The sequence below is a fragment of the Pseudomonas sp. IT-P74 genome, assembly GCF_949768175.1.
In the GTDB taxonomy this organism is placed as follows: Bacteria; Pseudomonadota; Gammaproteobacteria; order Pseudomonadales; family Pseudomonadaceae; genus Aquipseudomonas.
On the sequence record NZ_CATKQD010000077.1, the window covers coordinates 163,506 to 185,817 of the forward strand.

The 22,312-nt window shown below is 59.9% G+C and carries 22 protein-coding genes; 14 read left to right on the top strand and 8 right to left on the bottom strand.

Features of this window, described 5'->3' with window-relative positions; translation table 11 throughout:
- Positions 1-15: 15 nt before the first annotated feature.
- Positions 16-1,185 carry an MFS transporter gene (locus ACM6J5_RS25010; protein WP_414929532.1) on the bottom strand — a complete coding sequence of 390 codons (1,170 nt, stop codon included), beginning with the start codon at positions 1,183-1,185 and terminating at the stop codon, positions 16-18.
- Positions 1,186-1,500: 315 nt separating this feature from the next.
- Here ACM6J5_RS25010 and ACM6J5_RS25015 point away from each other — a divergent pair, with 315 nt between their 5' ends.
- Both ACM6J5_RS25015 and ACM6J5_RS25020 read left to right on the top strand, forming a co-directional pair.
- Positions 1,501-2,334: an EamA family transporter gene (locus tag ACM6J5_RS25015; RefSeq protein WP_095944433.1), complete on the top strand. Its 834-nt coding sequence runs from the start codon at positions 1,501-1,503 to the stop codon at positions 2,332-2,334.
- Between the two features lie 31 nt (positions 2,335-2,365).
- Positions 2,366-2,749, top strand: coding sequence for an MAPEG family protein (locus tag ACM6J5_RS25020; RefSeq protein WP_095944434.1), 384 nt, complete (start codon positions 2,366-2,368; stop codon positions 2,747-2,749).
- Between the two features lie 116 nt (positions 2,750-2,865).
- On the opposite strand, the gene ACM6J5_RS25025 is transcribed toward ACM6J5_RS25020, so the two are convergent.
- Complete coding sequence (locus ACM6J5_RS25025; RefSeq protein ID WP_095944435.1) at positions 2,866-4,050, bottom strand: murein transglycosylase A; 1,185 nt, start codon at positions 4,048-4,050, stop codon at positions 2,866-2,868.
- Between the two features lie 128 nt (positions 4,051-4,178).
- Between ACM6J5_RS25025 and ACM6J5_RS25030 the strand changes: the two genes are divergently transcribed.
- Entirely contained in the window at positions 4,179-4,628 is a 450-nt protein-coding gene (locus tag ACM6J5_RS25030) for a c-type cytochrome (protein WP_414929533.1), read from the top strand.
- 63 nt (positions 4,629-4,691) lie between these two features.
- Here the strand turns inward: ACM6J5_RS25030 and ACM6J5_RS25035 are convergent, their stop codons facing one another.
- From ACM6J5_RS25035 to ACM6J5_RS25050, 4 genes are all read right to left on the bottom strand, one after another.
- A complete protein-coding gene (locus tag ACM6J5_RS25035; protein WP_150672058.1) occupies positions 4,692-5,087 on the bottom strand; it encodes a DUF1090 domain-containing protein in 396 nt (131 codons plus the stop codon).
- A gap of 96 nt (positions 5,088-5,183) precedes the next feature.
- Positions 5,184-6,863 carry an NAD-dependent DNA ligase LigB gene (gene ligB / locus ACM6J5_RS25040; RefSeq protein WP_150672057.1) on the bottom strand — a complete coding sequence of 560 codons (1,680 nt, stop codon included), beginning with the start codon at positions 6,861-6,863 and terminating at the stop codon, positions 5,184-5,186.
- A gap of 279 nt (positions 6,864-7,142) precedes the next feature.
- A complete protein-coding gene (gene metK, locus ACM6J5_RS25045; RefSeq protein WP_008050251.1) occupies positions 7,143-8,333 on the bottom strand; it encodes a methionine adenosyltransferase in 1,191 nt (396 codons plus the stop codon).
- An 18-nt stretch (positions 8,334-8,351) separates the two neighbouring features.
- Positions 8,352-9,347: an ArsR/SmtB family transcription factor gene (locus ACM6J5_RS25050; protein WP_095944439.1), complete on the bottom strand. Its 996-nt coding sequence runs from the start codon at positions 9,345-9,347 to the stop codon at positions 8,352-8,354.
- A 261-nt stretch (positions 9,348-9,608) separates the two neighbouring features.
- Between ACM6J5_RS25050 and tkt the strand changes: the two genes are divergently transcribed.
- From tkt to ACM6J5_RS25085, 7 genes are all read left to right on the top strand, one after another.
- Entirely contained in the window at positions 9,609-11,606 is a 1,998-nt protein-coding gene (tkt, locus tag ACM6J5_RS25055; RefSeq protein ID WP_095944440.1) for a transketolase, read from the top strand.
- 188 nt (positions 11,607-11,794) lie between these two features.
- Positions 11,795-12,847, top strand: a complete 1,053-nt coding sequence (epd, locus tag ACM6J5_RS25060) for an erythrose-4-phosphate dehydrogenase (protein ID WP_095944441.1) — start codon at positions 11,795-11,797, stop codon at positions 12,845-12,847.
- 12 nt (positions 12,848-12,859) lie between these two features.
- Positions 12,860-14,023 (top strand): phosphoglycerate kinase, encoded by a 1,164-nt coding sequence (locus ACM6J5_RS25065; RefSeq protein WP_095944442.1) that lies wholly within the window; start codon positions 12,860-12,862, stop codon positions 14,021-14,023.
- 35 nt (positions 14,024-14,058) lie between these two features.
- Complete coding sequence (locus ACM6J5_RS25070) at positions 14,059-14,280, top strand: hypothetical protein (RefSeq protein WP_095944443.1); 222 nt, start codon at positions 14,059-14,061, stop codon at positions 14,278-14,280.
- A 56-nt stretch (positions 14,281-14,336) separates the two neighbouring features.
- Positions 14,337-14,669: an MliC family protein gene (locus ACM6J5_RS25075; protein WP_095944444.1), complete on the top strand. Its 333-nt coding sequence runs from the start codon at positions 14,337-14,339 to the stop codon at positions 14,667-14,669.
- A 261-nt stretch (positions 14,670-14,930) separates the two neighbouring features.
- Positions 14,931-15,995, top strand: coding sequence for a class II fructose-bisphosphate aldolase (gene fba, locus ACM6J5_RS25080; protein WP_007981624.1), 1,065 nt, complete (start codon positions 14,931-14,933; stop codon positions 15,993-15,995).
- A 227-nt stretch (positions 15,996-16,222) separates the two neighbouring features.
- Entirely contained in the window at positions 16,223-16,630 is a 408-nt protein-coding gene (locus tag ACM6J5_RS25085) for a hypothetical protein (RefSeq protein ID WP_414929534.1), read from the top strand.
- Positions 16,631-16,725: 95 nt separating this feature from the next.
- On the opposite strand, the gene ACM6J5_RS25090 is transcribed toward ACM6J5_RS25085, so the two are convergent.
- Positions 16,726-17,391, bottom strand: a complete 666-nt coding sequence (locus ACM6J5_RS25090; RefSeq protein ID WP_095944446.1) for a polysaccharide lyase family 7 protein — start codon at positions 17,389-17,391, stop codon at positions 16,726-16,728.
- Positions 17,392-17,714: 323 nt separating this feature from the next.
- Between ACM6J5_RS25090 and ACM6J5_RS25095 the strand changes: the two genes are divergently transcribed.
- Genes ACM6J5_RS25095 through ACM6J5_RS25105 form a run of 3 tightly spaced genes read left to right on the top strand, consistent with a single transcriptional unit; the run spans position 17,715 to position 20,706 of the window.
- Positions 17,715-19,838: a putative bifunctional diguanylate cyclase/phosphodiesterase gene (locus tag ACM6J5_RS25095; protein ID WP_095944447.1), complete on the top strand. Its 2,124-nt coding sequence runs from the start codon at positions 17,715-17,717 to the stop codon at positions 19,836-19,838.
- 45 nt (positions 19,839-19,883) lie between these two features.
- The gene (locus tag ACM6J5_RS25100) at positions 19,884-20,372 is read left to right on the top strand and encodes a M48 family metallopeptidase (RefSeq protein ID WP_046039320.1); all 489 of its coding nucleotides are present in this window, start codon (positions 19,884-19,886) and stop codon (positions 20,370-20,372) included.
- 37 nt (positions 20,373-20,409) lie between these two features.
- Complete coding sequence (locus ACM6J5_RS25105) at positions 20,410-20,706, top strand: winged helix-turn-helix domain-containing protein (protein WP_008050237.1); 297 nt, start codon at positions 20,410-20,412, stop codon at positions 20,704-20,706.
- A gap of 108 nt (positions 20,707-20,814) precedes the next feature.
- Here the strand turns inward: ACM6J5_RS25105 and ACM6J5_RS25110 are convergent, their stop codons facing one another.
- Positions 20,815-21,267 carry a GNAT family N-acetyltransferase gene (locus ACM6J5_RS25110; RefSeq protein ID WP_414929597.1) on the bottom strand — a complete coding sequence of 151 codons (453 nt, stop codon included), beginning with the start codon at positions 21,265-21,267 and terminating at the stop codon, positions 20,815-20,817.
- 258 nt (positions 21,268-21,525) lie between these two features.
- Between ACM6J5_RS25110 and ACM6J5_RS25115 the strand changes: the two genes are divergently transcribed.
- The gene (locus ACM6J5_RS25115) at positions 21,526-22,263 is read left to right on the top strand and encodes a substrate-binding periplasmic protein (RefSeq protein WP_095944449.1); all 738 of its coding nucleotides are present in this window, start codon (positions 21,526-21,528) and stop codon (positions 22,261-22,263) included.
- Positions 22,264-22,312: the final 49 nt, after the last annotated feature.

Consider the following 22,312-nt stretch of genomic DNA (forward strand, 5'->3'; position numbering starts at 1 on the left):
CCTGGGTTACCAGGTTCAGCCGGGTGCGTTGACCGGGCTGGTCGCACGGCGTTGTCGATAGATGAAATACAGCGCGGTCAGTACGGTCAGTCCGCTGACCAGCGCGCCGGTCCAGGGCAGGTCCGCCAGGTCGGCGCCGCTGGCTACCACCATCCCGCCGATCCAGGCGCCGGCCGCGTTGCCCAGGTTGAAGGCGCTCTGGTTCAGGGTCGAACCCAGGTTGGGCGCTTCGTGGGCCTGATCGATGATCAGCAATTGCAGGATCGGGCACAGCGCGAAGGCAAACGTCCCCCAAAGCACCAGTGTGATTGCCGCCGGGATCACCGAATGGCTGGTTTGCGTGAACGCCGCCAGCACCACCATCACCGCCAGCGCCATGCCCACCAGCGAAGGCAGCAAGCGGCTGTCCGCCAGGCGACCACCGAGCATGCTGCCGGCGGTCAAGCCCACGCCGAACAACAACAGCATGATGGTGACGCCGTGGGGGCTGACGCCGGTGATGTCCTGCAGGATCGGCGCAATGTAAGTGAACACACTGAACAGGCTGGTCGAGGCCAGCACACTCATGCCCAAGGCCAGCAGTACATTGGCCTTGCCCAGTACCTTGAACTCGCTGGCGAGGTTGGCCTTATCCATCGCAATGTTTTTCGGCAGCCAGCCCCATTGCGCAATCGCCGCCAGTACCCCGATCACCGACACCGCCCAGAAGGTCGAGCGCCAGCCTGCGTACTGCCCGAGTGCAGTGCCCAGTGGCACGCCGAGCACATTGGCCAGGGTCAGGCCGGTGAACATCATGGCAATCGCTTGAGCCCGTTTGTTGGGGGCTACCAACCCGGCAGCCACTACCGAGCCGATGCCGAAAAATGCGCCGTGGCACAGTGCCGTGATCACGCGCGCGGCCATCAGCGTGGCATAGTTCGGCGCCAGCGCGCAGAGCATGTTGCCGAGGATGAACATCAGCGTCATGCCCAGCAGGGTGGCCTTGCGCGGCATGTTGGCGGTGCCGACCGCGAGGATCGGTGCACCGAACACCACGCCCAGGGCGTAGCCGGTGATCAGCAATCCGGCATCGGGAATGCTCACGCTGAGGTCACGGGCGACATCGGGCAAAAGACCCATGATGACGAATTCGGTTGTGCCGATGCCGAAGGCGGCAACAGCGAGGGCAAGCAAAGCGAGTGGCATGCGCAAGGTCTCTGTCGGTAGTCTTGACGCTGTGATCAGGCATGCGCAGGCCGACGACCGTTCTCGAGGAGAGCGGGCCGGGCAGAGTTTTTATTGGAATTAGTCTGTGCGCAACTGAGTGCGGCGTGGTCGCTTGCAGTATAAGCAGCCACTGAAATATGGCGAATCAATTCTGTACCTGACCCCTGTAGGAGCGAGCTTGCTCGCGATGGACGTGAACGAAGACGTGTATTTACTGGTTGGCTGCGGTGTCCTCACGTTTTTCGCGAGCAAGCTCGCTCCTACAAAGGGCGGGGTCAAAAAAAGGAGTCGGCCGTGCTTGCGACGGCGTTGGTGTTGGTGGCGGCGCTGTTGCATGCGGCGTGGAATACCCTGATCAAGTTCAGTGCCGAGCGACTGTTGGTGGTGGCTTGCATGGACAGCGTGGCACTGCTCTTTGTCGTGCTGATGCTGCCGTTCCTGAGCGTGCCGCCACTGGAGATCTGGCCGTGGATCCTGGCATCGGCGGCGTTCGAGTTGCTCTATCGCTATTTGCTGATCCAGGCTTATCGGGTCGGCGACCTCGGGCTGGTCTACCCATTGATGCGCGGCCTGTCACCCTTGGTGGTGCTGGCGCTGACGCTGATCTTTGCCGGGGAAGTGCTGACCCATCAGCAGATTTTCGGCATCCTGCTGATTCCGTTCGGCATGCTCTGTTTGCTTTGGCAGGGCGGCGGCGGTGCGCGTTTGCCGTGGTCGATGTTGCCGGTGGTGGCGCTGATCGGCCTGTGCATCGGTTGCTACACCTATATCGACGGTCAGGCATTGCGGCGCTGGTCCCATCCACTGGATTACCTGGTCTGGGTCACCTTGCTCAGCGCCTGGCCGTTTCCGCTATTGGCATTGGTGCGCAAACGACCCGCGTTCATGTTGTTCTGGCGTGAGCAGTGGCGACTGGGCCTGGCCGTCGGGTTCTGCGTGTTGTTCAGCTACGCTCTGGTGCTGTGGGCGATGCAATTGGGCTCGATTGCAGAGGCAGCGGCATTGCGCGAGATCAGCGTGATTCTGGTGGTGCTGTTTGGCATGCGTTACCTCAAAGAACCTTTTGGCCGACCGCGCCTCTTAGCCTGTGGGCTGGTGCTGATCGGCATACTGGTGATGAAATTCTGACTGCTGTGAAACTTGAAGAAGGGACTGCTTTATGACGGTTGCTCTATGGTGCATTTTGATCGCGATTTTCCTGCCGTACGTGTGTACGTGGGTCGCCAAGATCAGTGGCGGGTTCAGACTGAAAGACAATCATGATCCTCGGGATTTTCTCGACTCCCTGGAAGGCTTGGGCAGACGGGCGCATGCGGCGCAGTTGAATAGTTTCGAAGTGATCCCGGCGTTCGCCGCGGCGGTGATCGTGGCGCACCTGGCCGGCAATGCCGAACTGGTGACGATCAATGTGCTGGCCGTGCTGTTCATTACCAGCCGCCTGCTCTACATCATTTGCTACCTGGCGGACTGGGCGACGCTGCGGTCGCTGGTGTGGTTCGTGGGGCTGGCGTTGATCGTGAGTTTTTTTGTGGTGTCGGTCTGAAAGGTTTTCAGTGTCTTTGCCGGCCTCCTCGCGAGCAAGCTCGCCCCCACAGGAGTGTGCGCTCCAATGTAGGAGCGAGCCTGCTCGCGATAGCCATCTAACGGACAACACTGTCCTCAGGGTTTTGTCTTCTCTGCATCCGCCACCTGCGGCACTTGCGGTAGCGCAGCACCTTTGGGCCAGAGCATCCAGATCTGGCCCTGCTGTTTCATGTCCCCGGCCAGTTGCCCGGCCGCATCGCCGGTGCCCCAGAACAGATCCGCCCGAACTTCGCCGGCAATGGCGCCGCCAGTGTCCTGTGCTGCCACGGGGCGAACCAGGGCTGTACCATCCGGTCTGGTGGTGGACAGCCACAACAGACTGCCCAGCGGAATCACCTTGCGATCCACCGCCGCGCTGTAACCGGCGGTCAACGGTACGTTCAGCGAGCCGCGCGGACCTTCGTTGCTGTCCGGGTTGCGGGTGAAGAACACATAGCTGGGGTTGCTGCCGAGCAGTTCGGGAATCCGCGACGGATTGGCCTTGGCCCAGGTGCTGATGGCGCCCATGGTTACGTCTTCTTTTTTCAACTCCCCCTGTTCCACCAGCCAGCGGCCGATCGGTCGATACGGATGGCCGTTCTGATCGGCGTAGGCAATGCGCAACTGGCGACCATTGTCGAGCTGGATGCGACCCGAACCCTGGATTTGCAGGAACTGCAGGTTCATCGGATCGGTCAGCCAGGCCACGACCGGCGCCTTGACCCCTTTGGTTTCGATGGCTGCCGCATCGTCGTACGGCTTGAGCACGCGACCTTCGAGTCGCCCGCGCAGGCGCTTGCCCTTGAGTTCCGGGTAAATGCTGTCGAGGGCGACGATGATCATGTCCTCGGGGACGCCATAGACCGGGACATTGGCAGCGTCGGTCTGGGTCAGGCTTCCGGGATAGACCGGTTCGTAGTAGCCGGTGATCAGGCCGTTGGGGTTGTCGTTGGCGGCGCGCAGGCCATAGACATCCAGGTTCTGTCTGAGAAAACCGCGAATGTCGCTGGCGGTTTGCGGCACGTTGGCAGCCGCTGCGCAGGTGCCACCCCAGACCGGGTCGGCCTTGAGTCGGGTGCAGGCGCTGCGCCACGAACCGAAACCGGCGACCAGGTCGCTGTCGGATACTGTCGGCAGAGCTTCCCATGTAGCACTGGAATAGGTGGCCAGGGCGTGGGTTTTCGGTTGTTGGTTGTCGCCACCGGTGCAGCCTGCGAGCAGGGCCACCATCGGCAGGGTCCAGGCCAGGCTGTGACGCCATGCCTTGAAACGGCTGTTCATGGAGTGATTCCTTTGCCGGTTGCCTGAGCGCTCCATGTGCTCAAGCAACCCTTGTTGATAATAGGGCTATTGGTCTTTGCCGATGACGCGAGGATACTGGCCGCCGTTTCCCGTGACCTGAAGCCACCATGACTCTTAAAAGACTTTCTGTTGTATTGCTGGCCTGCCTGACGTTGTCCGCTTGTGGCGGTGTCGACCCCAACTCGCCGCTCGGCCAGCGCAAGGCCATTTTCAAGCAGATGCTCAAGACTGGCGAAGACCTGGGCGGCATGTTGCGTGGACGCATTGCGTTCGATGGCCCGAAGTTCGCCGAGGGCGCGGTGAAGCTCGATGCGTTGTCCCGTGAGCCGTGGCAGCATTTTCCGCAAGTGCGCGAGGAAGATCACACCAGCGCCAAGAGCGATGTCTGGGAGCAACAGGCACGCTTTCAGGCAATGGCCCGCGACCTTGAAAGCGCCACCGGTGAATTGGTGATCGCCAGCCAGGTTCAACCCTACAAGGCCAGCAACCTGGGGCCGGCGGTGCAGAAAGTCGAAGATGCTTGCAGTGCGTGTCATAAGGCGTTTCGGGATCATTGATTGGGTGCTACGCATGACCTGTGGCGAGGGGGCTTGCCCCCTCGCCACAAAAGAACTGTTGCGTTACTTATCCAGCTCATCGAGTGCTTCCTGCAATTCCTTGCGGGCATCGGCGAGTTTGTCTTTGCGCTTGTTGATCTTGTCAGAGTCGCCTTTGCTCATGGCCTTGTCGAGGTCCGCCTGACGCTTGCTGACCTCGTGCCTGGCGTCAAGCACCTTGTTTTCCCGTTCCTTCTTCAGCGAGGCGTCGGTGCAGTTCGCCTCGACTTCGCTCAGGGCTTTTTCCAGGCCTGCCTGCTGGTCGGCGTTGCCGTGGACCTTGGCCAATTCGATCTGGTTGACGATACCTTGCTTCCTGGCCGCGCAACCGGTCAGCCCTGGCGCGTCCTCGTCTGCCATCAACGGGGTGGTCAGCACGCTGCAAAGGGCCAACAGGACGAGCGGCGAAAGAAATTTCATAAAAGCTCCATACAAGAAGACAAGCGAACCGGTGTGGCAATGGCTTGTTGGAGCCCGGCGGTCCCCTTGGGTTCCCGCTGGGCGCAAGGCTGACCGCTAAAAGCCGTCAATCCCGGCATCACGTAACGTTTCACTCAAGGCCAGGACCTGCGGATCGCGGAAAAAGGCGTTCAGTTGTGCCGCGCGTCCCGGGCCGATATCGGTCTCGGCCCGCCATTGTTCGATGTCTCGCTGCGCCAGTGCCTGCCACGAGTTGCCGAGGTGCACCTGACCTGTCGGAGGTAATCCCAGGGCTTTGAGCCAGTGCGCGAACGGGCGTTGCCGGGCTCGGTTGAAGCTGTCTGCAAGGCGAACCGCGCTACGCTCGCCGAAACCGTCAATGGTAGCAAGCTCTTGAGCATCGAGGGTCAACCAATCCAGCAGTCCGTTCAAGCGACCTGTTGCAAGAAGTTTTTCCCAAGTGCCCGGACCCACATTGGGCAGCGCCAGGCCCTGTTTGCTGCTGAGCCAGGTCAGGCGTGCGAGAAACTGGCTTTCACAGCCCGGAGTCGGTTGCCAGCAACTCAATAAATGAAAGTCCTCTGCCAGCGGCACGTTCAACTCCGCGCGTTCGCTGCTGCGCAACACAACGCTATCGAGCCTGGGAATAGTCAGCCCGGCCAGGCTGATGGCGACCTGATCACCCGGACGTATGTCCAGCGCCTGCCAACGCTGCAACGAACCGACGCTGACGTGTTTGATCTGCCGGTCATCGAGCTTTACCGGGGTCAGTTCAAGTACCGGAGTGATCCGCCCGGTCCGGCCGATTTTGAAGTGAACCTGGCGGACTTCGGCCAGTGTCTGGGCGAAGGGGTACTTCCAGGCGATGGCCCAGTAGGGTGACCTGGCCTGCCAGCGTTCGGCGGCTGGGCGCTGGTTCTGGCGCAGAACCACGCCGTCGCTGGCAAAGGGTAGAGGAGAGCGATACCAGTGTTCGCGCCAGTGTTCGGCATCGATAACGGAGGCGATTGGCTGGCTGTATTCCGTGGTACTCGGGAAGCCCAGCGCAGTCAGCGCCGCGGCACGCTCGGGCACGCTCGCCGGCCCTTGGGGCCAGTCCCATACAAACAAATCGATGTTGGCGGCCTGCTCGGCGCTCAAGACCTTGCGCGCCATCAGGCCGGCCACCGAGCCACGAGCATTGAGGCTACCGGCCCGGGCCTGCACATGATCGGCCAGGCGCCAATACAGTTCGCCTTGCACGATCAAGTCCCGGGCCTGCGATAGCCGTTGCGGGATGGCAAGAATCTGCCGTGCAGGAACCGTCCAGTCCTGGCCGCTCTGGCCGTCGCCGCGGCTGATGGCCAGGGCCAGCAGGCCATTGCGGTAAACCAGGGTCACCGCCACGCCATCGATCTTAGGCTGGACCCAGACGTCCACCCGGCCACGCAGCCAGTTTTCCACGGCGGGCCGATCGTGCAGTTTGCCCAGGCCAGTGTGGACGATGGGGTGGGGCAGGGTGCCGCGTGCAGTGCGCAAGGGGTCTGCGGACGGGCTCAGGTTGAAGCAGTGGCGCCATTGGGTGAGTTGCGCGCGAGACTGGTCGTAGAGTTCGTCGGCGACCAGTGAGCGTCCCAGGCGGTGATAGCTGTCGTCCCAGAGGTCGATTTGTTTTTGCAGTTCGTTGACTTCAATCAGGGCGCGTTCGGGTGGCCAGTCCGGGCACTCGGCGGCGTTGGCGGTCAGGAGGGCGAAGGTCAGTAGGGCGGCAAAAAACAGGCGCAGGTCGGGAAGCATCTTGAGCGTCCTTGCTCGGTGAGGTGCTTGAAGGCTAGGTCAGTATCGGTTGGCGGAGCGGGTGGGGTTTTTACCGAGTGTTTCTGGTGACTGGGCGGGCCTCTTCGCGAGCAGGCTCGCTCCCACAGGGATTTGCGTTTGCCCACAGGTATCAGTCACGCCAAAGATTAACTGTGGGAGCGAGCCTGCTCGCGATTGCGGCTACGCGGTCTCAAGCAAGGCAATAAAAAGCCCCGCAAGGCGCGAACCGTGCGGGGCTTCGGGTGTTGCGGGGAAGTCTTACAGGCCGGCAGCAGAACGCAGGGCGTCGGCGCGGTCGGTTTTTTCCCAGGTGAACGTGGTGAAGGTGTCGTCACCCACGGTCTTGGTCGCCGGGGTGCGCCCGAAGTGGCCGTATGCAGCGGTTTCCTGATACATCGGGTGCAGCAGGTCGAGCATGGTGGTGATCGCGTATGGACGCAGGTCGAACACTTCGCGGACCAGTTTGACGATCTTGTCGTCGCTGATCTTGCCGGTACCGAAGGTGTTCAGCGAGATCGACGTCGGCTGGGCAACGCCGATGGCGTAGGACACCTGAATCTCGCAACGCTCGGCCAGGCCGGCAGCGACGATGTTCTTGGCCACGTAACGGCCGGCGTAGGCCGCCGAACGGTCAACCTTCGATGGATCCTTGCCGGAGAATGCGCCACCGCCGTGACGGGCCATGCCGCCGTAGCTGTCGACGATGATCTTGCGACCGGTCAGGCCGCAGTCACCCACCGGGCCGCCGATAATGAACTGGCCGGTCGGGTTGATGTGGAACTGGGTGTCCTTGCTCAGCAGTTCGGCAGGCAACACGTGCTTGACGATCAGCTCCATCACGCCTTCGCGCAGGTCGTTGTACGACACTTCGGGGTTGTGCTGGGTCGACAGAACGACGGCGTCGATACCGACAACCTTGCCGTTTTCGTAACGGCAAGTCACTTGCGACTTGGCGTCCGGACGCAGCCAAGGCAGCAGGCCGGATTTACGGGCTTCGGCTTGCCTTTGTACAAGCTGGTGCGAGAAAGTGATCGGTGCAGGCATCAGCACGTCGGTTTCATTGCTGGCGTAGCCGAACATCAGGCCCTGGTCGCCGGCGCCCTGATCTTCAGGCTTGGCACGGTCGACACCCTGGTTGATGTCGGGGGACTGCTTGCCGATGATGTTCATCACGCCGCAGGTCGCGCCGTCGAAGCCGACGTCGGAGCTGGTGTAGCCGATGTTGGTGATCACGTCACGAACGATCTGCTCCAGATCAACCCAGGCGGAAGTGGTGACTTCGCCGGCGATGATCGCCACGCCCGTTTTCACCAGAGTCTCGCACGCCACACGGGCGAACTTGTCTTCAGCAATGATGGCGTCCAGCACCGCATCAGAAATCTGGTCGGCGATTTTGTCCGGATGCCCTTCAGACACGGACTCGGAGGTGAAAAGGGAGTATTCGCTCATCTCGATGTTTTCCTGAAATTACCGATGGTGAGTGTCGCCAGCCGGTCGCTGAAAGTGGCGGACCTGGATCTGGAAACCATTACGTAAGCCTACATAGAGGCTTTCCCCGGGAACGAGTCCCGCAGCGGTGGCCCAACGGGCCAGATCGTCCTGTTCAAACCCCAGCCAGAGATCACCGCAGGCCTCCTTGGCCCAACTCTGGTTGTGGCTACATAACTCTGTCACTAACAGGCTACCGCCTGGTTGCAGCAAATTGGCCATGTGCTTGAGCGCATCGGCCGGCGCGGCAAAATGGTGCAGCACCATGTTCAGTACAACGCAATCGGCCTTGAGGCTGACGCCGTTCAATGCATCGGCCAATTGCAGGCTAACGTTAGTCAGCTTGTCGCGTTCGCAGACTTGGCGTGCCAGTTCGAGCATCGCGCTGCTGTTATCCAGCGCCGTGACTTGCGCGAAGCGGCGCGCCAGTTCCGGCAGGAAGGCGCCATCGCCGGGGCCCACTTCAATGGCCGTGGCGTCTTTGTCGAAGCTCAGCTTGTCGAGCAGGGCCACCACGCTTTCGCGGTATTGCGGCAGGCCGGCGATCAAGTCTTGCTGGGCGCGAAACTTCTCCGCCACCCGTGAGAAAAAGTCCTGGCTGGCGGCCGCCCGTTGCCCATGGACCTGTGCGATGCGCGACTGTACGTCAGTCGGCAGCGTCAGGTTGTCCACTTCCTCGAGCAGGGCCGCGTGCAGTTTGCCGCCCAGCAGTTCGGTGTGGGGCAGGGCGCGACGGTAGAAAATCGCATTGCCTTCGCGGCGCGTCGCCACCAGGTCGGCCTGGGCCAGCACCTTGAGGTGGTGGCTCATGCCTGACTGGCCGATGCCGAAGATCTGCGCCAGTTCCAGCACACCGAACGAGTCGTTGGCCAGCGCGCGCAAGACATTCAACCGCAGGGGATCGCCGCCAGCCTTGCACAAGGCTGCCAGCTCATCGCAATCGTCATGTTGAATGGATGGCACGCGTAAATTCATAAGGCCGGCAGTCTAGTCACGGGTCGAAGGCATCGCAAGAGCAATATCAAAAAGTTTTGATATTGCTCGATAGATGGCACTTCCGGACGTTGGCTTCAGTCAACAAACGGACGGCGGAAAGGTTTCACCAGGCGAAACCGTCGTTATCCATTGGAAAAACGCCTTCAGATGACTATCTGTCATTGCCCCGAGGCGTCCCGGTGAGGGAAAATGCTCGCCTTTTTTCCGTTTCGTTTTATTCAAGCCCCCAGGAGAACAGCGATGCCTAGCCGTCGTGAGCGTGCCAACGCCATTCGTGCCCTCAGCATGGATGCCGTGCAAAAAGCCAACAGCGGCCATCCCGGTGCCCCGATGGGTATGGCGGATATCGCCGAGGTACTTTGGCGCGACTACCTCAAGCACAACCCGAGCAATCCATCGTTCGCCGACCGTGACCGCTTCGTGCTGTCCAACGGCCACGGCTCGATGTTGATCTACTCGCTGCTGCACCTGACCGGCTACGACCTGTCGATCGACGACCTCAAGCAGTTCCGTCAACTGCACAGCCGCACCCCGGGCCACCCGGAACTCGGCTACACCCCGGGCGTTGAAACCACCACCGGTCCACTGGGCCAGGGCCTGGCCAACGCCGTGGGTTTTGCCCTGGCTGAAAAAGTCATGGCGGCGCAGTTCAACCGTCCTGGCCACAACATCGTCGACCACCACACCTATGTGTTCCTGGGTGATGGCTGCATGATGGAAGGCATTTCCCACGAAGTCGCTTCCCTGGCCGGTACCTTGGGCCTGGGCAAGCTGATCGCCTTCTACGATGACAACGGCATCTCCATCGATGGCGAAGTCGAAGGCTGGTTCACCGACGACACGCCGAAGCGTTTTGAGTCCTACAACTGGCAAGTGATCCGCAATGTCGACGGTCACGACCCGGAAGAGATCAAGACTGCGATTGACACTGCACGCAAAAGCGATCAACCAACCCTGATCTGCTGCAAGACCACCATCGGTTTCGGTTCGCCGAACAAGCAAGGCAAGGAAGATTGCCACGGCGCCCCACTGGGTGACGCGGAAATCGCCCTGACCCGTGCGGCGCTGAAGTGGAACCACGGCCCGTTCGAAATTCCGGCCGATATCTACGCCGAGTGGGACGCCAAGGAAGCAGGTCGCGCCGTGGAAGCCGAGTGGGATCAGCGTTTCGCTGCCTACTCCGCTGCGTTCCCGACTGAAGCCAGCGAACTGGTGCGTCGTCTGAGCGGTGACCTGCCAGCTGACTTCAGCGAAAAAGCCTCGGCCTACATCGCCGAAGTGGCCGCCAAGGGCGAAACCATCGCCAGCCGTAAAGCCAGCCAGAATGCCCTGAACGCATTCGGCCCGTTGCTGCCTGAGTTCCTCGGCGGTTCGGCTGACCTGGCCGGTTCCAACCTGACCCTGTGGAAAGGTTGCAAAGGCGTCACCGCCGAAGACGCCAGCGGCAACTACATGTATTACGGCGTGCGCGAGTTCGGCATGACTGCAATCATGAACGGCGTCGCCCTGCACGGCGGCCTGGTGCCTTACGGCGCGACCTTCCTGATGTTCATGGAATACGCCCGCAACGCGGTGCGCATGTCGGCCCTGATGAAGCAGCGTGTGATCCACGTCTACACCCACGACTCCATCGGTCTTGGCGAAGACGGCCCGACTCACCAGCCAATCGAGCAACTGGCCAGCCTGCGCTGCACGCCGAACCTCGATACCTGGCGCCCAGCCGACGCCGTTGAATCGGCGGTGAGCTGGAAGTACGCACTGGAGCGCAAGGACGGCCCTTCGGCCCTGATCTTCTCCCGTCAGAACCTGCAGCACCAAACCCGTGATGCCGGCCAGATCGCCGACATCAGCCGTGGTGGTTATGTACTCAAGGACTGCGCAGGCGAGCCTGAGCTGATCCTGATCGCTACCGGTTCGGAAGTTGGTCTGGCCGTTCAGGCCTACGACAAGCTGACCGAGCAGGGCCGCAAGGTTCGCGTGGTTTCCATGCCGTGCACCAGCGTGTTCGATGCCCAGGACGCCGGCTACAAGCAATCGGTACTGCCGTTGCAGGTCAGCGCCCGTATCGCCATCGAGGCCGCTCACGCGGACTACTGGTACAAGTACGTGGGCCTGGAAGGCCGCGTGATCGGCATGACCACCTACGGCGAGTCGGCGCCTGCGTCGGCCTTGTTCGAAGAGTTCGGTTTCACCCTGGAAAATATCCTGGGTCAGGCTGAAGAGCTGCTGGAAGACTAAGCACGACGCGGTGGTTTCACGACCACCGCTGTCCCCTGTAGGAGCGAGCCTGCTCGCGATGGTCGTCAACGATAACGTGGGGTGCCTGAATGCCCGCGTTGCCTGAGCCGCAATCGCGAGCAGGCTCGCTCCTACAAGGGTTGTGTTGTTAATGCGATTTCGATCTACCTGCGTCTATCGAGAACCCCATGCCTCAACCGCGTCCCTACAAAGTTGCACTCAACGGCTACGGCCGGATTGGTCGTTGTGTCTTGCGTGCGTTGTTCGAGCGAGGTGAGAAGGCCGGGTTCGAGATTGTCGCGATCAACGATCTGGCGGACATGGCCAGCATCGAATACCTGACACGTTTCGACTCCACCCACGGGCGTTTTCCCGGTGAGGTGAAAGTCGACGGCGATTGTCTGCATATCAATGGCGACTGCGTGAAGGTCCTGCGCAGTGCCACCCCCGAAGGCATCGATTGGGCGTCCCTGGGCGTCGATCTGGTGCTGGAGTGTTCCGGCGCTTATCACACCCGCGCAGACGGCCAGCGTTTCCTCGACGCTGGCGCCCCGCGCGTGCTCTTTTCCCAGCCGATGGCCAGCGAGACGGACGTCGACGCGACCATCGTCTATGGCGTGAACCAGGATTGCCTGACCGGCGACGAGTTACTGGTGTCCAATGCGTCCTGCACCACCAACTGCGGCGTGCCGTTGTTGCGCCTGCTGAATCAGGCCATTGGTCTGGATTACGTGTCGATCACCACCATTCACTCGGCAATGAACGATCAGCCGGTCATCGATGCCTATCACCACGAAGACCTGCGCCGCACCCGCTCGGCGTTCCAGTCGGTGATTCCGGTGTCCACCGGTCTGGCGCGTGGTATCGAGCGCCTGCTGCCGGAACTTGCCGGCCGAATTCAGGCCAAAGCCGTGCGGGTGCCGACGGTCAACGTGTCCTGCCTCGATATCACGATGCAGACCGCCACCGCGACCGACGCCACCGAGGTCAACCGGATACTGCGCGAAGCCGCCACCAGCGGCCCGCTCAAAGGCCTTCTGGCCTATACCGAGCTACCCCACGCAAGCTGTGATTTCAACCATGACCCACATTCGGCGATCGTCGATGCCAGTCAGACCCGCGTTTCCGGCCCTCGGCTGGTGAACATCCTGGCCTGGTTCGACAACGAATGGGGTTTTGCCAACCGAATGCTGGACGTTGCAGAACACTATCTGCAAACAGCAACTTCAAAAAAACCGTAGGAAGTGCGACCCATGACCGTGTTGAAGATGTCCGACCTCGATCTGCAAGGTAAGCGCGTATTGATCCGCGAAGACCTCAACGTCCCAGTCAAGGACGGTGTTGTCACCAGCGATGCGCGTATCCTGGCCTCGCTGCCGACCATCAAGCTGGCCCTGGAAAAAGGCGCGGCCGTGATGGTCTGCTCGCACCTTGGCCGTCCGACCGAAGGCGAGTTCTCGGCCGAGAACAGCCTCAAGCCAGTCGCTGACTACCTGAGCAAGGCCTTGGGCCGCGAAGTGCCACTGGTAGCTGACTACCTGGGCGGCGTCGACGTGAAAGCGGGCGACATCGTGCTGTTCGAAAACGTGCGCTTCAACAAGGGCGAGAAAAAGAACGCTGACGAACTGGCCAAGCAATACGCCGCCCTGTGCGACGTGTTCGTGATGGACGCCTTCGGTACCGCTCACCGCGCCGAGGGTTCGACCCACGGCGTGGCCAAGTTCGCCAAGGTCGCTGCCGCCGGCCCGCTGCTGGCCGCTGAACTGGACGCACTGGGCAAAGCCCTGGGTGCCCCGGCCCAGCCAATGGCGGCCATTGTTGCCGGCTCCAAGGTGTCGACCAAACTCGACGTGCTGAACAGCCTGAGCCAGATCTGCAACCAGTTGATCGTGGGTGGCGGCATCGCCAACACCTTCCTGGCCGCTGCCGGTCACCCGGTCGGTAAATCCCTGTACGAGCCGGACCTGCTGGACACCGCTCGCGCCATCGCCGCCAAGGTCAGCGTGCCGCTGCCAGTGGACGTGGTGGTTGCCAAGGAATTCGCTGAAAGCGCCACTGCGACCGTCAAGCTGATCGCTGACGTCGCCGCCGACGACATGATCCTGGATATCGGCCCGCAGACCGCGGCGAATTTCGCCGAGCTGCTGAAGTCGTCGCAAACCATCCTGTGGAACGGTCCGGTCGGTGTATTCGAATTCGATCAGTTTGGTAATGGCACCAAAGTGTTGGCCCAGGCCATCGCGGAGAGTGCCGCGTTCTCCATTGCCGGCGGTGGCGACACCCTGGCGGCCATCGACAAGTATGGCGTGGCCGAGCAGATCTCCTACATTTCTACCGGCGGTGGCGCGTTCCTCGAATTCGTCGAAGGCAAGGTCCTGCCAGCCGTTGAAGTCCTGGAAAGCCGGGCCAAGGCCTGAGGGTCGCCCGTTCGACCAGGCAAGGGAGTGTTGAAATGGTCAAGACGTTAGCACTGTTGATCGTCGCGGGTTCGCTGGTGGCTTGCGGGAGTAGCCCGAAGGCCACCCCGGAATCTGCGCCGTCCGAGTCGGACAAAGGCTGCTACCAGGCTGACTGGCAGGCGGAAACCAACCCGGTGCTCAACAAGCGTTCCGGGCCGGAAGGCCTGGACAAATACGAGACTCAGGCACCCGCCAAGGAACATGGCTGCCCTTGACGGGTCTGACTCATTACTCAGGGCTGGCAGCGTGCGCCGTCAGTCGAGGGACACGGATGAAAGGTTTTATCGCCGTTGCGGCGCTGGCGTTGTTGGCCGGTTGTGCTCAGTTGGACCTGTTCCAGTCGTCCGCGCCTGTGGATAACTGGACCACCTGGACCTGCGACAGCCAGGCCAAAGTGCTGTGGCGCTACACCGACGACAGCCGCAGGGAAGTCGACGTGCGTCTGGGCGGTGCCGATCAGGTCTACCGCTTGAAACAGGAACCGGGTGCATCGGGTTCGCTGTACAGCAACGACATGCTGGCGTTTCACATAAAAGGTGAGGAAGGCCTGGTGTACTGGGTCGCCACCAATGATTTGATCGGCCGTGGTTGCAAGACGCAATAAACGGACTACGCCGTACCTGTGGGAGCGAGCCTGCTCGCGATGGACGTTAACGATAACGCGGGGTACCTGAATGTCCTCGTTGTCTGGGCCACCATCGCGAGCAGGCTCGCTCCCACAGGGGTTCTGGGTAAGTTCTTGAGATTTTCGCAACACCCGAATCCGCAGCCCGGGCCAACCCCCGATCTGCAAAAACTTGAATAGCCGCCGCCGCTACGGCAGGCTGGCACGATTAACGACCCTCAACCGGGAGAGATATACACAATGGCACTTATCAGCATGCGCCAGATGCTGGACCACGCAGCCGAGTTCGGCTACGGCGTTCCAGCCTTCAACGTCAACAACCTTGAGCAGATGCGCGCCATCATGGAAGCCGCTGACAAGACTGACTCCCCGGTGATCGTCCAGGCTTCGGCGGGTGCTCGCAAATACGCCGGCGCACCGTTCCTGCGTCACCTGATCCTGGCAGCCATCGAAGAGTTCCCGCACATCCCGGTGTGCATGCACCAGGACCACGGTACCAGCCCTGACGTCTGCCAGCGCTCCATCCAACTGGGCTTCAGCTCGGTAATGATGGACGGTTCCCTGGGCGAAGACGGCAAGACCCCGACCGACTACGACTACAACGTCCGTGTGACCCAACAGACCGTGGCCATGGCTCACGCCTGCGGCGTATCGGTAGAAGGCGAACTGGGTTGCCTGGGTTCGCTGGAAACCGGCATGGCCGGTGAAGAAGACGGCATCGGCGCCGAAGGCGTTCTGGATCACAGCCAGATGCTGACCGACCCGGAAGAAGCCGCTGACTTCGTAAAACGCACTCAGGTGGATGCCCTGGCCATCGCGATCGGCACCAGCCACGGCGCCTACAAGTTCACCAAGCCGCCTACCGGCGACGTGCTGGCCATCGACCGCATCAAGGAAATCCACAAGCGCATTCCGAACACTCACCTGGTGATGCACGGTTCGTCTTCGGTTCCGCAAGAGTGGCTGGCGATCATCAACCAGTACGGCGGCGACATCAAGGAAACCTACGGCGTACCGGTTGAAGAAATCGTCGAAGGCATCAAGCACGGCGTGCGCAAGGTCAACATCGACACCGACCTGCGCCTGGCATCCACTGGCGCAATGCGTCGCCTGATGGCCACCAACCCGAGCGAGTTCGACCCGCGTAAATTCTTCGGCGCCACCGTCACCGCCATGCGCGACGTGTGCATCGCTCGCTACGAAGCCTTCGGCACTGCCGGTAATGCTTCGAAGATCAAGGCGATCTCGTTGGAAGGGATGTACCAGCGTTATCTGAAAGGTGAGTTGAACGCCAAGGTCAACTAAGCCTTTAGCGTTTGAGTTTCATAAAAAAGCCCGTCGAGAGACGGGTTTTTTGTGGGCGTGTTACTTGTGGAATTATTGCGCTCGAGTGTTTGTGGTGAGAGTGGGGTTTTGTTGCTAAAGATGCAATAGTAATTTCAAACTGATATAAAAAACTGTCAGATATTACAGGTGTGCCAGTGCTGGTGGAGGCCTGCTCTTTGAACTCGCTTACTTACCGGATGAAAAAAATGGAAATCGAACAAAAAGATGGTATCGAGTCTTGGGGTAACCTGAATGTTAAATTGAAACATCCAGATCATGATGAAAAGTTTGAGAGTCTTACGGGTTACGGCTATTTATCAGTGGGTGAAGAATCCTTCAGGATTAAATTGGCTAAGACCATTGACGGGCATTTGTATTATATGGCGGCTGTGGGTAGCTGGAATCTTGAGATTAATAAAGACTACCCACTAAAAGGAAACAAAGATCTTATTTTTGCGCATTTGGAGTTTGATAAAATTCCTGGTGATCAATATGCTGATGGTACGTTTCGTTTGACGAGGGGCAAGCCGTATCCTCAAGGAGTATTCGATTTTGTTGAAGAAGGGGCTTTTTCGGCCTCGGGTGATTTTGAATTCCTAGAGGTTCGCGAATGATGTTGGTCTGATGCCGTACGGCAGACTCATAGAGCCTGCCGGTTTATTGGCTTTTGCATCACTCGTTAGTTTGAGTTTGCGTACCGCACGTTTTATTAGTTGTGATCAATATCCAGCTTGCTGAACGTCACTTTCCCGCCTTCAGTGGTGTACCCGGTGTTGTCCTGCACATAGACCCCGGCCTTGAAGTACAGCGGTTTGTCGCGCCAGGTTGTGCTGATTTGCGTATCCCATTGATAACCTGCGGCGCTGATGCCCAAGGCGCCGCCGGGGCTGAGGTGAATGAGGTAGTTGAACTCCTGGTCGAGTTTCACCCCGGTCGCCACGATGATCACCCGGCTTGTATCGTCATAGGGATGCATCCGGACCTTGGCAACGATATTGCCGGTACCTGTGCTGGTTTTGTATTGGTATTCGACCTTCACCAAAGGTTTCTGGCTTTGATAGGCATGGATCTGGCCGATGACGATCTTCCCGGAACTCGGCACCTGATTTACTGCCAGAGTGGCATACAACAAATTGTCAGCCTCCGGGTAGTACCAGTTTTTCAACGTGCCGTTGCTGTAGGTTTCACGTAATTCGGTGCGCGGATAAATCGCGTTTTCGGTACGGGAGCCGGTCACGGGCGCCCAGAAAAACAATGTGCCGGTGTCGGAGTGGAAGTATTGATCCTTGAAGCCGTCCACCAGCTTGGCGGTTTCGACGGTGTACGGCGGGCTGCCAACGGGAACGCTGAGGTTCCAGGTTGCGAGTTCGATCATGTCGGTTCTTCCACTTGGGTCATGCTGCACGGGCGTGCCAGAAGCTCTAGGCCGCACCTTTTAGGGCGGTCTTTATAAGCGTAGCGGGGGATTTTGTTAATGCCCGCCTGACGGGTGGTTGACGTCAACATCCTGTCGAAATGCCTTCTTCCGGGTTTTCATCGGACTGAGCGTTCGACCGTTAGTCGGTAAAAAGACACAATGATTAATTGATGGCTCACTGACACCTTCTGCTTTCGCAGAACCGGGTCTAGAGTGAAGTCACAGTATTTGTCCGGTTTTCACGAGAAACCGGCCTGACACCCCGCAATTAGAGAAGCAGCATGGAATGCGCGCAATCAACGCCAGTAGAAGGCGGCTCAACCCTTTTAGTCGTCGACGATTACCCTGAAAACCTGATCAGCATGCGCGCGTTGCTACAGCGCCAAGGCTGGCGGGTCATTACTGCCACCTCGGGTTTCGAGGCCCTCGGCTTGTTGCTTGAGCACGATATCGACCTGGTGCTGCTGGACGTGCAGATGCCGGGCATGGACGGTTATGAAGTGGCACGCCTGATGCGCGGTAGCCAGCGGACCCGTCTCACGCCGATCATTTTCCTGACCGCCAACGAACAGTCCCAGGACGCCGTGATCAAGGGCTATGCCAGTGGTGCGGTGGATTACCTGTTCAAGCCGTTCGACCCACAGATCTTCACGCCCAAGGTCCAGGCGTTGCTCGAGCACCAGCGTAACCGTCGGGCCTTGCAGCGCCTGAGTCATGATCTGGAAGCCGCCCGTGCCTTTAATGCGTCGGTGCTGGATAACGCAGCCGAAGGTATTCTGGTATTGGGTGAGGACGGCCTGATTCGTTTTGCCAATCCGGCGATGTCACGGTTGCTCAATGCCCCGGTGCAGGAACTGCAAGGCAAGGAGTTTCTGGACTACCTGCAAAAACCGCATATCCCGATCTGGGCCGATTCCGAGTTGCTGGCCGGATACAAACGCGGCGAAACCCTGCGCCTGCACGATGCCCAGCTACGAACCGCGCCCGGCCAGCAGGTGCCGGTGGCTTTGTCCTGCGCGCCATTGCCTGCCGAGCAACATGCGATGGTCGTGACCGTACTGGACATGTCGGTGGTGCGCCATCTGCATCAGCAACTGGAATTTCAGGCGGTCACCGATCCGCTGACCGGATTGCTCAATCGACGGGGTTTCTACCAGACCGTAGAGAACCTGCTGTTGCGCGGTGAGCGCTCGGACAGCTCCTGGGTCTTGATGTACCTGGACCTCGACGGCTTCAAGCGAGTCAATGATTCCCTCGGGCACGATGCCGGCGATCGGGTGCTGCGCTGGGTTTCCGAACAGTTGAAGGCCTGCCTGCGGCCCTTCGACATCCTGGCGCGGATGGGCGGTGACGAATTCACCGCGCTGCTGGATCTGGAGTTCCCCGAGCAGGCGGCGAAGATTGCCGAGAAGCTGATCGAGCGAGTGTCGATCTGTCAGCAGATCGACGGCCTCGATATCGTCCTGGGTGCCAGCATCGGCATTGCCACGTTCCCTGACTGTGGCGCCAATCTCGACGGAATGCTGCGGGCGGCCGATATCGCCATGTATGAAGCCAAGCGTGCCGGCCGCCAGCAATATCGCTTCTACGATCACGAAATGAATGGCCGGGCGCGCACGCGGCTGATGCTGGAAGAAAGTGTGCGCACGGCCATCGAGAACCGGGATTTCAATCTGGTGTATCAGCCTCAGGTTGCGATTGCCGACGGGCGGATTCGTGGCTTCGAAGCCTTGTTGCGCTGGCAGCACCCGAGCGTCGGCGATGTCCCTCCGGGGCTGTTTTTGCCATTGCTGGAGGAGGCGCGGCTGATCAGTCGCCTGGGCAGTTGGATCTACCATCGCGGCGCCGGGCAACGCAAAGCCTGGGAGTCCCTGTTTGCCGAGGATCTGGTGCTCGGCGTCAGCTTGAGCAGTACGCAGTTCGGGTTGTCCAATCTGGTCACCGAGTTGCGCCAGGTGCTGGAGCGCCATGGCCTGCAACCGCGTCATCTGGAAGTCGAGGTCACGGAAGAGGCCTTGATGCACAACCCCGAAGAAGCCCGCAAGCAATTGCGCCTGCTGCACAATCTGGGCGTACGAGTGGCATTGGATGATTTCGGGGCCGGCCCCTGTTCCCTGAGCCACTTGCGCGACCTGGAGCTGGATACCCTCAAGATCGACCGCCATCTGATTGCCCGGTTGCCGGAGTCGACAAAGGATGCGGCGCTGGTGCGCAGTGTGATCGACCTGTGCAGGCAGTTCGGGATGCTGGTGATTGCCGAAGGGGTGGAGACCCTCGCGCAGTATGAATGGTTGCAAGCCAACGGCTGTGAGTATGTGCAAGGTTTTCTGGTGGCCCGGCCGATGATGGCCGAAGACACGGGGGTCTTTGTCCAGCCGTTTGACTGGAGCGCGCTGGCTCGCTGAATTCGCTACACTGGCGGCCTTTCAGTGACCTGTATTGCCGTCCCGATGACCGTGTTGAAATATCTCCAGGCTTATCCCGCTACCTTGCAGGATCAGGTGCGCCAGCTGATCGCCGACGGTCGGCTGGGCGATTACCTGAGCCAGCGTTACCCGCAAAAGCACGGGGTGCAGAGCGACAAGGCGCTGTACACCTATGCCCTGGACCTCAAGCAGGAGTACCTGCGTAATGCTCCGGCCATCGACAAGGTGCTGTTCGACAACCGTCTGGACCTGACCCACCGCGCCCTTGGCCTGCACACCACGATTTCCCGGGTGCAGGGCGGCAAGCTCAAGTCCAAGAAGGAAATCCGCATTGCTTCACTATTCAAGGAAGCACCTTCCGAGTTCCTGAAAATGATCGTGGTGCATGAGCTGGCGCACTTCAAGGAATCGGACCACAACAAGGCGTTCTACAAACTGTGCGAACACATGCTGCCGGGTTATCACCAGGTGGAATTTGATGTGCGGGTGTACCTGACGTGGCGGGATCTGTAGCCGCTGCCGCAGGCTGCGATTTTATATGGAGCATCAGATGGACGTGAGCAAGACCAAGAGCAGCTTCTACCGCCGGTTGTACGTGGCGTACCTGATCGACAGCGGGCTGGCCAGCAGCGTCCCGACGCTGACCGAGGTCACCGGCATGCCCCGACGCACGGCACAGGACACCATCGCGGCGTTGGCGGATCTGGACATCATTTGTGAGTTCGAGCAGGAAGAAGGCGCGCGCAACCATGCGGGGCGCTATCGGATTCGCGAGTGGGGGGCGATTGATCGCGGTTGGATCGAGCGTAATCTGCGGCAGATCAAAGCGGTGTTGGAGTATCCCTGAGATTTGCGTTGCCTGAGCTGACGCCATCGCGAGCAAGCTCGCTCCCACACTGGATTGTGTTCACAACTCAAATCAACTGTGGGAGCGAGCTTGCTCGCGATAGGGCCTTCAAGGACGACGCATCCCGATGTGTGGAATGCCATCCTCGACATATTCCTCACCCGCCACGACAAAGCCATAGCGCCTGTAATACCCCTGCAAATGCGCCTGGGCCGATAGGTAGACCGGCAGGCCGGGCCAGTATTTTTCGATATGTTTCAATGCCTGCTCCATCAACTCGTGCCCCAGGCCTGCGCCGCGTGCCTGAGGGGCAGTGATCACCCGCCCGATCACCACGTCGCCGCCCTGTGATTGCGGGTCAAGCAAGCGCAGATAGGCCACCAGCTGGTTACCGTCCCAAGCCATCACGTGGCAGGTGTCGCCTTCCAGGTCCTGGCCATCAATATCCTGGTAAATGCATTTTTGCTCGATGACGAACACTTGCGCACGCAACTGCAAAATGGCGTACAGCTGCTCCTTGCCCAGGTCGCTGTGGTGTTTGCAGATCCAATCGACTGTCATGTTTTGATTCCCTGAAAACGTCGTTCCGATACTAAGCGCACTCACGCCAGAAGTCTTTATGGCGGAAGAATCTGTGACAAAGGCCAAAATGCCATCATTCATTTTTCGCGTGGATGTCTTCTTTGTGTAATCTGGATCGAAGCGCTGTGCTATGGCTTCGATGAGCTGATGTTGAGTACCCGAGTCTTGCCGGTAAAGGGGCCTTGGGGTTTTGGCTGAAAACACGTCGGGCAACTCGCCCGCTAAGGATTTTCTGGCATGCCGCGGTTGCATCGAGCTTTTGCCTTGATTGGGTTGCTGTTGCTGGTTCAGGGAGCGGCGGCAGAAAAACTGCGGTTGGTCGCTGATGCCTGGCCACCCTTTACCGACGCCACGCTCGTCAACGGTGGTTTGGCCACGGACATTGTCAGTACCGCGCTCGCCAGGGCCGGCTATGCCAGTGATTTCGAACAGGTGCCCTGGGCACGGGCCTTGATGGGATTAGGCGAGGGCCGATACGACGTGCTGGTCAACGCCTGGTACACCGAGGAGCGGACCCGGCTTGGCCAGTTCTCCGGCGAGTACCTGCTCAATCGCGTGCGCTTTCTCAAGCGCAAAGACGCGCCCATCGAATTCAATAGCCTGCAGCAATTGCACACCTATCCGATTGCCGTCGTGCGTGGATACGCTTATTCGCCCCCGTTCGACAACGACGAGTCGTTGCAGAAAATCCCCGTGCACAGTTTCGCCATGGCGGTGCGCATGCTCGCGGCCGACCGGGTCAAGCTGACGCTGGAAGATGAATTCGTCGCCCGCTACTACCTGGCCCGTGAGTCGCCGACGGTGCGAAACGCCGTGGAATTCCTGCCCAAGCCATTGAGCGAGAACAGCCTGCATATCATGGTCAGCCTGAAGAATCCCGAGCATGCGCGGATCGTCGCCGGTTTCGACCGGGAGATCGCGGCGATGAAGGCGGACGGGAGTTATGAGAAGCTGATGAAGCAGCACGGGATGTGAGTGGGTTGAGCCAGTTTCTGTGTTGCTGCTGATGGCCTCATCGCGAGCA

Coding starts and splice junctions, on each gene's coding strand:
- ACM6J5_RS25010 (WP_414929532.1), bottom strand. CDS start 1,185: ATGCCACTCGCTTTGCTTGCCCTCGCTGTTGCCGCCTTCGGCATCGGC.
- ACM6J5_RS25020 (WP_095944434.1), top strand. CDS start 2,366: ATGACGGTTGCTCTATGGTGCATTTTGATCGCGATTTTCCTGCCGTAC.
- ACM6J5_RS25025 (WP_095944435.1), bottom strand. CDS start 4,050: ATGAACAGCCGTTTCAAGGCATGGCGTCACAGCCTGGCCTGGACCCTG.
- ACM6J5_RS25030 (WP_414929533.1), top strand. CDS start 4,179: ATGACTCTTAAAAGACTTTCTGTTGTATTGCTGGCCTGCCTGACGTTG.
- ACM6J5_RS25035 (WP_150672058.1), bottom strand. CDS start 5,087: ATGAAATTTCTTTCGCCGCTCGTCCTGTTGGCCCTTTGCAGCGTGCTG.
- ligB (WP_150672057.1), bottom strand. CDS start 6,863: ATGCTTCCCGACCTGCGCCTGTTTTTTGCCGCCCTACTGACCTTCGCC.
- metK (WP_008050251.1), bottom strand. CDS start 8,333: ATGAGCGAATACTCCCTTTTCACCTCCGAGTCCGTGTCTGAAGGGCAT.
- ACM6J5_RS25050 (WP_095944439.1), bottom strand. CDS start 9,347: ATGAATTTACGCGTGCCATCCATTCAACATGACGATTGCGATGAGCTG.
- tkt (WP_095944440.1), top strand. CDS start 9,609: ATGCCTAGCCGTCGTGAGCGTGCCAACGCCATTCGTGCCCTCAGCATG.
- epd (WP_095944441.1), top strand. CDS start 11,795: ATGCCTCAACCGCGTCCCTACAAAGTTGCACTCAACGGCTACGGCCGG.
- ACM6J5_RS25065 (WP_095944442.1), top strand. CDS start 12,860: ATGACCGTGTTGAAGATGTCCGACCTCGATCTGCAAGGTAAGCGCGTA.
- ACM6J5_RS25070 (WP_095944443.1), top strand. CDS start 14,059: ATGGTCAAGACGTTAGCACTGTTGATCGTCGCGGGTTCGCTGGTGGCT.
- ACM6J5_RS25075 (WP_095944444.1), top strand. CDS start 14,337: ATGAAAGGTTTTATCGCCGTTGCGGCGCTGGCGTTGTTGGCCGGTTGT.
- fba (WP_007981624.1), top strand. CDS start 14,931: ATGGCACTTATCAGCATGCGCCAGATGCTGGACCACGCAGCCGAGTTC.
- ACM6J5_RS25085 (WP_414929534.1), top strand. CDS start 16,223: ATGGAAATCGAACAAAAAGATGGTATCGAGTCTTGGGGTAACCTGAAT.
- ACM6J5_RS25090 (WP_095944446.1), bottom strand. CDS start 17,391: ATGATCGAACTCGCAACCTGGAACCTCAGCGTTCCCGTTGGCAGCCCG.
- ACM6J5_RS25095 (WP_095944447.1), top strand. CDS start 17,715: ATGGAATGCGCGCAATCAACGCCAGTAGAAGGCGGCTCAACCCTTTTA.
- ACM6J5_RS25100 (WP_046039320.1), top strand. CDS start 19,884: ATGACCGTGTTGAAATATCTCCAGGCTTATCCCGCTACCTTGCAGGAT.
- ACM6J5_RS25105 (WP_008050237.1), top strand. CDS start 20,410: ATGGACGTGAGCAAGACCAAGAGCAGCTTCTACCGCCGGTTGTACGTG.
- ACM6J5_RS25110 (WP_414929597.1), bottom strand. CDS start 21,267: ATGACAGTCGATTGGATCTGCAAACACCACAGCGACCTGGGCAAGGAG.
- ACM6J5_RS25115 (WP_095944449.1), top strand. CDS start 21,526: ATGCCGCGGTTGCATCGAGCTTTTGCCTTGATTGGGTTGCTGTTGCTG.